This window comes from Actinomadura hibisca NBRC 15177 (assembly GCF_001552635.1).
GTDB lineage: Bacteria > Actinomycetota > Actinomycetes > Streptosporangiales > Streptosporangiaceae > Spirillospora > Spirillospora hibisca.
The window spans coordinates 21,075-29,684 of record NZ_BCRO01000128.1 but is presented as its reverse complement, the minus strand read 5'-3'; the positions used below and the strand labels follow the sequence as shown (position 1 = coordinate 29,684).

Here is an 8,610-nt window from a genome sequence, read left to right as displayed (position 1 = left end):
AAACCAGCGACCCCGGCCCCGCGCGGGTTTGTGCACGTGCCCACCCAGCCCAGCCCGTACGGGGTTTCCGCGCCCGACCGCCAACCCCAGCCCGCACGGGGTTGATCCAGGAGCCCACCAACCCCAACCCCGCGCGGGGTTGGCGCAGGTGCCCACCCAGCTCAGCCCGTGCCGGTTTTCCACGCAGGCCCTTGAGCCTGTCCCCGGCGCGAACCTTACCGGTGTCTTAAGAAAGCGATCTTTGGCGCGCATCGGACCGTTCCAGACGTCATGATCATTACATGGGCTACATGTGGGCGCTGTCGAAGGCGCTGCTGCAAGCGCTGCGCGAGCAGCGACGGCCGGAGCGGCCCTCCGCCGTCGAGCAGACTCATTCCGGCGAGCCTCCAGCACCTCGGCACCAGCGGACGTCAGACCTCCGTAGAGATGCGGGTCAGCCGTGCAGCCACGGGGATGAACATTCGAGGTCGCATAAGTGACCTGTCGCGTGCGTGGGCGGGGCTAGCCTGCGGTGTGTGAGATTCCGGTGGGACTGGTTGGGCCCAAGGGTCTCGGTGCCCTACGTTCCCACGCTCGGCGTGGTCGGACCCGGGTGCGCCTCGGCCGACCTCTTCCACGCGGTGCTCGATGTCGCCGACACCGGCGGTTTTCTCCCTTGGGACAAGGACCGGCGCTGGCTCTCTGAGAAGGATGAGCGCGTTCTCGCGGGCGAGATCGTCCATGGTCCGGACCGGACCCTGATTCCTGCTCTGTCACTTCGGGGCCGAGGTTCCGTCAAGGTCTACTGCTACGGGCCGGACCCGCGCGAGGCGGAGATCATGGAGTGGGCCCGGAAGCTGGCGATGGTCTTCGGGGTCCATAGCGGAGCCAGGTTGTTGTGGTGCAATGGCCAGTCCGAGGAGTCCAAGGCCCGGCTGATGCTCAAAGAGCTGAGCCACAGCGACGCGCGAGACCATGACGGCGTCACCGAACTGCGTGACTGCACGGTGGCTGACACCTTCACCGCGTTCGTCGATGCCGCCAGCCAGGCCGGGGAGCCGGGATTCGCGTTTCTGATGAGTCGGATGAGCCAGTGTGAGGACGGCCCTGTTCTTGTGGCAGTGGAAGACCGGCGCATCGTGGGTGCCGTCGGGCCGCTGTCCACGATGGCCGACGCCCAGGGCGTACGACATCAGCCGCCGCAGTACTTCACCGTCCTTCCCGAGTATCGGGGGTGGGGCCACGGTCGACGGCTGTGGCAGGCGTCGATGGGGTGGGGCTGGGCGCATGGTGCCCGCTACAAGGTGCTCCAGGCGGCTTCGGGTTCGGCGGCCGAAACTCTCTACCTCTCAGAAGGACTCTCCAGTCTGGGGTTCGTTCACGAACTCCGCCTTTGACGCTGCCTTCTCTGGAGGCTGCGCGTCGCCCCGGGAGCGGGCGGGCCGCTCCCGGGGTGGGTGGGTTACGGCTTGGTGGGGAGTTCGCCGGCCTTGTTCACTACGCCGCGCTGGAGGACGGCGGTGGTGGCGGTGGTCATGCCCTTCTTCGCGTGCTTGGTGTCCTCCACCATGTAGCCGCGTTCGCCCAGGTAGGTCAGCGTCTTCTTGTCGAAGATCCATTCGCTGCGCTCGCCGTAGGCGACCAGCGCGACGGCCACGCCGTGCCGGCCCGCCGCGTCGACCGAGTCGGGCACCACGCGCACGCCGGGGATCTTCGCGGCCGCGCGGTAGACGGCGGCGGCGAGCTTGGGCGGCAGAATCTGTTCGCTCAGGAGATGGCCGAGTTCCTGGAAGGCCGCGGCGTTCCGGGCGGCCGGGTCGGCGGTCTTGCCGGACTTCGGGATCTTCGCGTAGACACCGGCCAGCAGGGCGCCCGGCTCGGTCGGCAGGGCGGTGAGCTTCCGGTAGGTCATGTCCTCCTCCGTACCGATCAGCGGCGGCTCCTTGCCCTTCACGTTCGGCGTCCGCAGCAGGCCGCGCTTCCCAGGGCTCTGCGGCTTCCAGACCTCGCGCTCCCGCAGCGGCTGCAGAATCCGCGGTCCGTTGCCCTCCTGGGCGGTCCAGGCGACCTTGCTCTTGATGTAGACGAACTGGTTCTTGCCCACGGACAGGGCGGGCTGACGCGCGGCGACCAGCGAGACGCGGTCCAGCAGCACGGTGGCGCTGGCCTCGTCGCCGGACTCGGCCGCGGGCGGGGACGAGGGCGGGGTGTCGTCGCCGTGCGGGATGGCGAACAGACCTGCCGCTGCCACGGCCGCGGCGGCGAGCGGGGCCGCCACCAGCACGAACCGGCGGCGCTTGGGGCGGTGCGGGGCGGTCGCGGGCTCTTCGATCTGCAGCATCAGGTGCTCCTTGAGGAGGTGGTGCCGGCCGTCGGAGAGCTCCGGGTCGCCCGGAGGCGGCAGGAGCCGGGCGAGCTCAGCGAGCTCGTCGGCTTCGGGTCCGCGCCGTGGGGTGCCGTTCATGAGTGCCTCTCCTGCTTCGACCGGACCGCGTTCGCGCGGTCGTCACTGATGAGCTGTCCGCCGCCGGACGGGGGTTCCCGTTCGGCATCGGTGAGTTTGCGCAGCCGGGTACGGGCCCGCGACAGCCGCGAGCGCACGGTGCCTTGCGGGACGCCGAGCGCCTCGGCGGCCTCCGCGTAGCTCAGGCCCGCCCAGACGCAGAGTGTGAACACCTCGCGTTCGGCCTTGCGCAACCGGCCGAGCGCGACGCGCGCGGCGGCCAGCTCCTCGGCGTCGGCGAGACGGCCCACGAGCTCGTCGGAGAAGTCCGGCACCACGTCCCGGCCGGGCATCCGGTTCATCGCCGCCTCGTGCCGCCGAGCGGACCGGGCCGCGTTGCGCAGGACGTTGGTCGCGATGCCCAGCAACCAGGGCCGCAGCGACTCGCCCTCTAATCGGATCTTCGCCCGCAGCCGCCACGCCTCCAGGAAGGTGAGCGACACGATGTCCTCGGCCACCGCCCAGTTCCCGGTGACCCGGACCGCATAGCGGTACACCACCCGTGCGTGCTCATCGAAAAGGTCCCCGAACGCGGCGGGGTCACCTGCCCGTATCCGGGCTCGCGCTGACAACTCCACATCACGCCCTGTCCGGCCACCCGGGTGGGTTCCATGTGACCCCGGTCACGGAGGCGAATGCCGGATGACTGGATCGTGAGAGGAGGGCGACGTTCCCGTCTAGGCGGCTTGCTGCCGTTACGCCAGGTCGCGCCCGGTTTTCTTGATACTTTGGAGGAGGATTCGGAAGGCGTCGTCCGATAGTGCGAGGTTGGGGCCAGTGGGGTTCTTGCTGTCGCGGAGGCTGACAGTTGCGCCGAGGTCGGCTACTTCGACACAGTCTCCAGTGGAGCCGCCTACGCCGGAGTAGCTGCTCTTGCGCCACTGGATCACTTAAGACGCTCCAACTTGTTCCTGAGAAAATCTCGCGAACCCTCTTCGGTCAGGGCAGATGCCCCGATTTGGTCCCACCGTAGCGCGAGTTCCCGCCAATCCGGAGTGTCGTGCACCAGCCTTCCACCCAGTTGCGCCCAGACATAGGCCACCTCCGCCCCGGAGGTCGTAGTGATCAGCTCGAAGTCTCCCTCCACCCCGACGTGGGGCAATGCCGCGATCGGCACAATTCTGACACTTGCCTCTTGCGAAAGTTCCAGAAGAGCCGCGGCTTGCCCTCGCATCACTTCCGGCGGGATACCCGGCAAGTGGAACGCCCGCTCATCGACCAGCAACCACAAGCGCATGCTGGCCAGCTGCTCCATCAGCATCTTCTTGCGCTCCAGCCGACGCTTGACGGCCTTGTCGATATCTCGCACTATGCGACCCGCCGTCACCAGCGCCCTCGCATAGTCCTCCGTCTGCGCCGGTCCGGGCACGACCTCACCGAAGTAGATCTTGATGATGAGGGCCCCGTCCTCGAAGTCCCAAAGTTGCTTGGCCCAGTCCTCATCCAGACTGATCTTGACCGCTATCTTCCGGAGAACCGCGATCATCGTTCCCCACGCCTGGTCTAGCGCCTCCGCGTGCGGAACGGTGATCCTCAGACGGCCCGCCTCGTAGCTTGAAACCCGCGCTTTGTCAGCGCCAATGATCATGGCGACATCGGTGAGGGTCAGCTTGCGTCGGAGCCGCTCTTTTCGCAGGTGAACAGCGATGTAGTGCCAGAGCGAGGACTCGGGGTTCAGTGACTCTGCGGCGGTCATTGATCACTCTTCCGGGTTTCAAAAACGTGCGTAAGTCTCCCGTGAACGCTTGCCGGAGAGCAGTCTAAAGCGTGAAGACACCTTTCGGGGACGAATCCAAGGAATGCGATCATGCCGCAGTTCATCAAGCCGCGAACCGAGCGCGACTATCTGGAGGGACTCAGCGAAGCACTGTCGCCGTGGCGCGAATCGCTGACGAAGATGCTCCTCACCGTCAACGGGAAAAGTGAGCTGGAGATCATCAATCGCTTTGTCCCGGAGATCACGCGCACCGTCCGGGTGAAGATCATTGATAGGCCGCCCGGTCCCCCCGCCATCATCGTCTGGACCGACGCCTGCGGTGAGGTCCCCGGAGAAACGGTCGCCGAGAAAGCGCAGGCCCTCGCGCGGGATCTCCAGGCCCACCGCACGAGCCGGCCCCGCTGGCACCTGCTGGGGCGAAAAAGCAGGTCAGTGCCATGACCATCCCAGGAGGGGAGGGACGGGGCCCGGCCGGTGGCGTCCTGCCGGGTCCCGTCCCCCTCACCGTCGCCGAATGGCTCGCCTACCTACGCAAGGCGTACCCGCACCACGGAATCCTCTGCGACGCCCAAGGTATGTGGCACGCCGTGTTGTGCGTCAACAAACGCACTTTCCTCGCGCGCGCGTACACGGCTCCAGAACTCGCCGTCGAACTCGCGCGCGCCTACGGAAACTCCGCGCTCCCTACAGAAAACGAGCCCGCGCCATGGAAGAAGCACTGACCGCGCAGAAGGCCATTCTTCACGCCGCCCTAGAAGTCACTAAGGCCGCCTATGAGGAAGCCCTACGGCAGCACGGCATGTTGCCTTCCACCATCGCCCTCATCACCACTTACGCTGAGCGGAACCTCGCCGCCTTGGACGAGGACGACTTCTCCTAGGCGTCAGGTCAGTTCCTCGTAGCGCGCGGTCAGCGACTCCTCCCCCGCAGGCGTCACGTCGCCGAACAGGCGCAGGCGCGCCAGGCCGCCGTCCGGGTAGATGTCCACGCGGACGTGCGTCACCTCTGCCGCTTCCTCTAGGCGTAGGCGGTGGCGGCCGTCCGGCTGGATCTGCGTGCGGGGCAGCAGCTCCGCCCACGCCGCCGGGTCGTCCAGGTCCGCCGAGCGGGCGTCGATTCCCGACAGCGCCACGGCGGCGGGAGAGTTGAACTTCAAGTTGATCGTGTCGAACTCCGCCAGGCGGATCACCCCCGGTGCGGCCAGCTTGATGACCGCCCAGTCGTTCCCCTCGTCCCGACGACGCGCCGTCTCCCACCCCTCCGCCTGGTTCCGCGCCCAGCCCGGGAACAACATGTTGTCCGGCGAGGAGTAGAACATGTTCGAGCAGGACGTCACGCGTGCGCCGTTCTCCAGCGCCGCCAGGTCCACCGTCAGCCCGTTCAGCAGCGCCGGGTCGGGCACCACCTCACCGTGCACGCGCAGCCGCGCGATCCCCCCGTCCGGGAACATGTTCAGCCGCACGTGCGTGAAGCGCCGCTCCACCGAAACGTCGAAGTGGTGCGCCTCGTCGCCCTTCAGCGGGCTCTTCGGCACGATCTCCACCCACTCCGCCTGCGCCAGGTCGGCCGGGGACGGGAAGCCGTCCGCCGCGCAGGCTTCGACCGAGGCGTGCGGCGGGTAGTTGCCCTTGAACCACGCCGTGTCGATCACCACGCCCCGGATCACGCCGGGCAGTCCCAGCCGCACGATCGCCCAGTCATGGCCCAGCTCGCCGTGCTCGTCCGGACGCCGCCGCGCGGTCTCCCAGCCGTCGTACTCCTGCCCCTTCGGCCCGAACGTCTCCGGGGAGAACGCCGGGGCCCACGGGTTGATCAGTTTCTCCTTGGCCTCGAAGGACTCGTCGCTCGCGGCGATCACCGAGCCGCCGAGGGGGCGCACGGCCAGGTCGGGGAGGGAGAGGAAGTCGCTCACAGGGGTTCTCCTATCTCAGCGGTGCAGCAGGGTGCCGCGCGGGGTGTCGTCGATGACCTCGCCGCGCAACCACGTCGCCTGGACGAGGCCGACCAGCGCGCGGCCCGCGTACGGGGTGACCGGGTTGCGGTGGTGCAGCGCGGCCGGGTCCACCACGTGCGGCTCGTCGGCGGCGAACGCCACCAGGTCGGCGTCGTGGCCCAGGGCGATCCGGCCCTTGCGGTGGTTCAGGCCCGCCAGGGCGGCCGGTGCTTCGGCCATCCAGCCGATGACGGACGAGAGCGAGTGGCCGCGTGCCCGAGCCGCCGTCCAGACCGCCGACAGGCCCAGTTGCAGCGACGAGACGCCGCCCCAGGCGGTGGCGAAGTCGCCCTCTTTCAGGTCGGGCGTGCAGGGCGAGTGGTCGGTGACGACGCACGAGATCACGCCGTCCGCCAGGCCGCGCCACAACTCCTCGCGGTTGCCCGTGTCGCGGATCGGCGGGCAGCACTTGTACGCCGTCGAAGTGGAGTCCGGAACGTCCTCGGCCGCGAGCGTCAGGTAGTGCGGGCACGTCTCGGCGCTGATGCGCAGGCCCCGTGTCTGCGCCTTGGCCAGGGGCTCCAGGGCGTCGGCCGCCGACAGGTGCAGGATGTGCGCGCGCACCCCGGTCTGCTCGACCAGCCGGATGACCTGCTCGATCGCGCTGCGCTCGGCGGACGGCGGGCGCGAGGCCAGGAACGAGCCGTAGTCCCCGGCAGCAGGCTCCGTCAGGGCTTGCGGGTCCTCCGCATGCACGATGACCAGGCCGTCCAGAGCCGCGATCGCAGAGAACGCCTCGTGCTGCTCGGCCGGGGACAGCGGCGGGAACTCCGGCACGCCCGAGTCCGAGGTGAAGCACTTGAAGCCGAACACCCCCGCCTCATGCAGCGGAGCCAGGTCGGGAACGTTCCCAGGGATCGCACCGCCCCAAAAGCCCACGTCAACCAGCACGTTGCCGCGCGCCGCCTCCTGCTTCACGCGCAGCGCGTCCACCGTCGTCGTCGGCGGCAACGAGTTCAGCGGCATGTCCACCAGCGTCGTCACGCCCCCGGCGGCAGCGGCGCGCGTAGCGGTCGCGAACCCCTCCCACTCCGTGCGGCCCGGCTCGTTGATGTGGACGTGGGTGTCCACCAGGCCGGGCAGCAACGCGATGTCGCCGAGGTCCACCTCGGCCGCCGCGGGCAGCGCCGCGTCCACGTCCTCAATAGCCGCGATGCGCCCGTCCCGCACGCCGATCGCCGCGGGCCGCTCCCCATAGGGCAGCACCGCCCTCCGGGACCTGATCACCAGGTCGTAGTCGTCGCTCAAACCGCTCCTCCTCTGGGGTCGGCGGAGTCGTCCAGCCAGGTGCGGCCGATCTCCTCCGCCAGTCGTTCGAGCAGCGGGCCTGCTTCGGCCATGCACCGCTCCGGGTCGGATTCGAGGTCGGTGAGGGCGTAGGCGCTCTGCAGGCGGGCCTTGCGGAGCTGCTCGCCGGTGAGGGTGCGGCGGCCCGCGACCGCGACCGCGGGCACGCCCTCGCGGGCGGCGGCGCGGGCGACACCGATCGGGGCCTTGCCGCGCAGCGACTGCCGGTCCAGGGAGCCTTCGCCGGTGATGACCAGGCGCGCCCCGGCCGCCTGCCCGGCGAAGTCGAGCAGGTCCAGCAGGTAGCCGATGCCGGGGCGCACGGTGGCGTTCAGGAACACCATCGCGCCGAAGCCGACGCCCCCGGCCGCGCCCGCGCCCGCGCGCTTGGCGGCGTACGCGCCGAGATCGCGGCGGGCGACGGCCTCCAGCCGGGCCAGGCCGTTCTCCAGCGTGCGGACCTGGGCGGGGGACGCGCCCTTCTGCGGCGCGAAGATCGCCGCCGCGCCCTCGGGGCCGAGCAGGGGGTTGTCCACGTCGCTGGCGACGATCACCTCGACGTCCCGCAGGCGTCGCGGCAGGTCGCCGACGTCGATGGTCGCCAGCGAACGCAGGGCCGCGCCGCCGGGTGACAGTTCCCTACCCTCAGCGTCCAGGAATCGGACGCCCAGGGCAGCGGCCATGCCCGCGCCGCCGTCGGTGGACGCGCTGCCGCCGAGCCCGAGCACGATGCGCCGCGCGCCGCCGCGCAGCGCCGCGTCGATCAGCTCGCCGGTCCCCCGGCTGGTCGCGGTGAGCGGCGCGGGTTCGCCGGGGAGCCGCCGCAGGCCGGACGCCTCGGCCAGCTCGATGACGGCCGTGGTGTCGCGGACGGCGTAGCAGGCGGTGACCGGCTCGCCGGTGGGGCCGGTCACGCTGGTCTGGAGCCGGGCGAACCCGGCGGCGACGGCCGCGTCCACGGTGCCGTCGCCGCCGTCGGCGACCGGGAGGGCGACGATGGGGAGGTCCGGCCGCACCCGCCGCAACCCGGCCGCCACGTGCCGGGCGACCTCGCCCGCGGTGAGCGAGCCCTTGAACTTGTCGGGTGCGATCACGACGTGACCCCGCATGTCGCCCTCCTTCGCCTGGTTC

The 8,610-nt window shown here is 69.7% G+C and carries 10 protein-coding genes; 3 read left to right on the top strand and 7 right to left on the bottom strand.

Annotated elements, in window-relative coordinates; translation table 11 throughout:
• Window positions 1–554: 554 nt before the first annotated feature.
• Entirely contained in the window at window positions 555–1,376 is an 822-nt protein-coding gene (locus AH6_RS40065; RefSeq protein ID WP_157432019.1) for a GNAT family N-acetyltransferase, read from the top strand.
• A 65-nt stretch (window positions 1,377–1,441) separates the two neighbouring features.
• Here the strand turns inward: AH6_RS40065 and AH6_RS40060 are convergent, their stop codons facing one another.
• The 4 genes from AH6_RS40060 to AH6_RS40050 form a co-directional block, all read right to left on the bottom strand.
• Window positions 1,442–2,443, bottom strand: a complete 1,002-nt coding sequence (locus tag AH6_RS40060; RefSeq protein ID WP_083983920.1) for a CU044_5270 family protein — start codon at window positions 2,441–2,443, stop codon at window positions 1,442–1,444.
• Window positions 2,440–3,060 (bottom strand): RNA polymerase sigma factor, encoded by a 621-nt coding sequence (locus AH6_RS40055; protein ID WP_067491345.1) that lies wholly within the window; start codon window positions 3,058–3,060, stop codon window positions 2,440–2,442. Before AH6_RS40055 ends, AH6_RS40060 begins: the two co-directional genes overlap by 4 nt.
• A gap of 117 nt (window positions 3,061–3,177) precedes the next feature.
• Window positions 3,178–3,372 (bottom strand): DUF397 domain-containing protein, encoded by a 195-nt coding sequence (locus AH6_RS43200; RefSeq protein WP_083983919.1) that lies wholly within the window; start codon window positions 3,370–3,372, stop codon window positions 3,178–3,180.
• A complete protein-coding gene (locus tag AH6_RS40050) occupies window positions 3,369–4,178 on the bottom strand; it encodes a helix-turn-helix domain-containing protein (RefSeq protein ID WP_067491340.1) in 810 nt (269 codons plus the stop codon). The genes AH6_RS43200 and AH6_RS40050 overlap by 4 nt, the downstream gene beginning before the upstream one ends.
• A gap of 111 nt (window positions 4,179–4,289) precedes the next feature.
• Here AH6_RS40050 and AH6_RS40045 point away from each other — a divergent pair, with 111 nt between their 5' ends.
• Both AH6_RS40045 and AH6_RS44455 read left to right on the top strand, forming a co-directional pair.
• Window positions 4,290–4,640: a hypothetical protein gene (locus AH6_RS40045; protein WP_067491337.1), complete on the top strand. Its 351-nt coding sequence runs from the start codon at window positions 4,290–4,292 to the stop codon at window positions 4,638–4,640.
• A gap of 265 nt (window positions 4,641–4,905) precedes the next feature.
• Window positions 4,906–5,079 (top strand): hypothetical protein, encoded by a 174-nt coding sequence (locus AH6_RS44455; protein ID WP_157432018.1) that lies wholly within the window; start codon window positions 4,906–4,908, stop codon window positions 5,077–5,079.
• 3 nt (window positions 5,080–5,082) lie between these two features.
• Here AH6_RS44455 and alc read toward each other — a convergent pair whose 3' ends face one another.
• The 3 genes from alc to AH6_RS40030 are packed head-to-tail and all read right to left on the bottom strand — an operon-like array spanning window position 5,083 to window position 8,588.
• Window positions 5,083–6,111 (bottom strand): allantoicase, encoded by a 1,029-nt coding sequence (gene alc, locus AH6_RS40040; protein ID WP_067491335.1) that lies wholly within the window; start codon window positions 6,109–6,111, stop codon window positions 5,083–5,085.
• A gap of 15 nt (window positions 6,112–6,126) precedes the next feature.
• Window positions 6,127–7,440, bottom strand: a complete 1,314-nt coding sequence (gene allB / locus AH6_RS40035; protein WP_067491333.1) for an allantoinase AllB — start codon at window positions 7,438–7,440, stop codon at window positions 6,127–6,129.
• A complete protein-coding gene (locus AH6_RS40030) occupies window positions 7,437–8,588 on the bottom strand; it encodes a glycerate kinase (RefSeq protein WP_067491353.1) in 1,152 nt (383 codons plus the stop codon). The genes allB and AH6_RS40030 overlap by 4 nt, the downstream gene beginning before the upstream one ends.
• Between the last annotated feature and the right edge of the window lie 22 nt (window positions 8,589–8,610).

What these genes read in the sequence shown, in the direction of transcription:
- AH6_RS40060 (WP_083983920.1), bottom strand. Translation starts at nt 2,443, where the DNA reads ATGAACGGCACCCCACGGCGCGGACCCGAAGCCGACGAGCTCGCTGAG.
- AH6_RS40030 (WP_067491353.1), bottom strand. Translation starts at nt 8,588, where the DNA reads ATGCGGGGTCACGTCGTGATCGCACCCGACAAGTTCAAGGGCTCGCTC.
- AH6_RS44455 (WP_157432018.1), top strand. Translation starts at nt 4,906, where the DNA reads ATGGAAGAAGCACTGACCGCGCAGAAGGCCATTCTTCACGCCGCCCTA.
- AH6_RS40050 (WP_067491340.1), bottom strand. Translation starts at nt 4,178, where the DNA reads ATGACCGCCGCAGAGTCACTGAACCCCGAGTCCTCGCTCTGGCACTAC.
- AH6_RS40045 (WP_067491337.1), top strand. Translation starts at nt 4,290, where the DNA reads ATGCCGCAGTTCATCAAGCCGCGAACCGAGCGCGACTATCTGGAGGGA.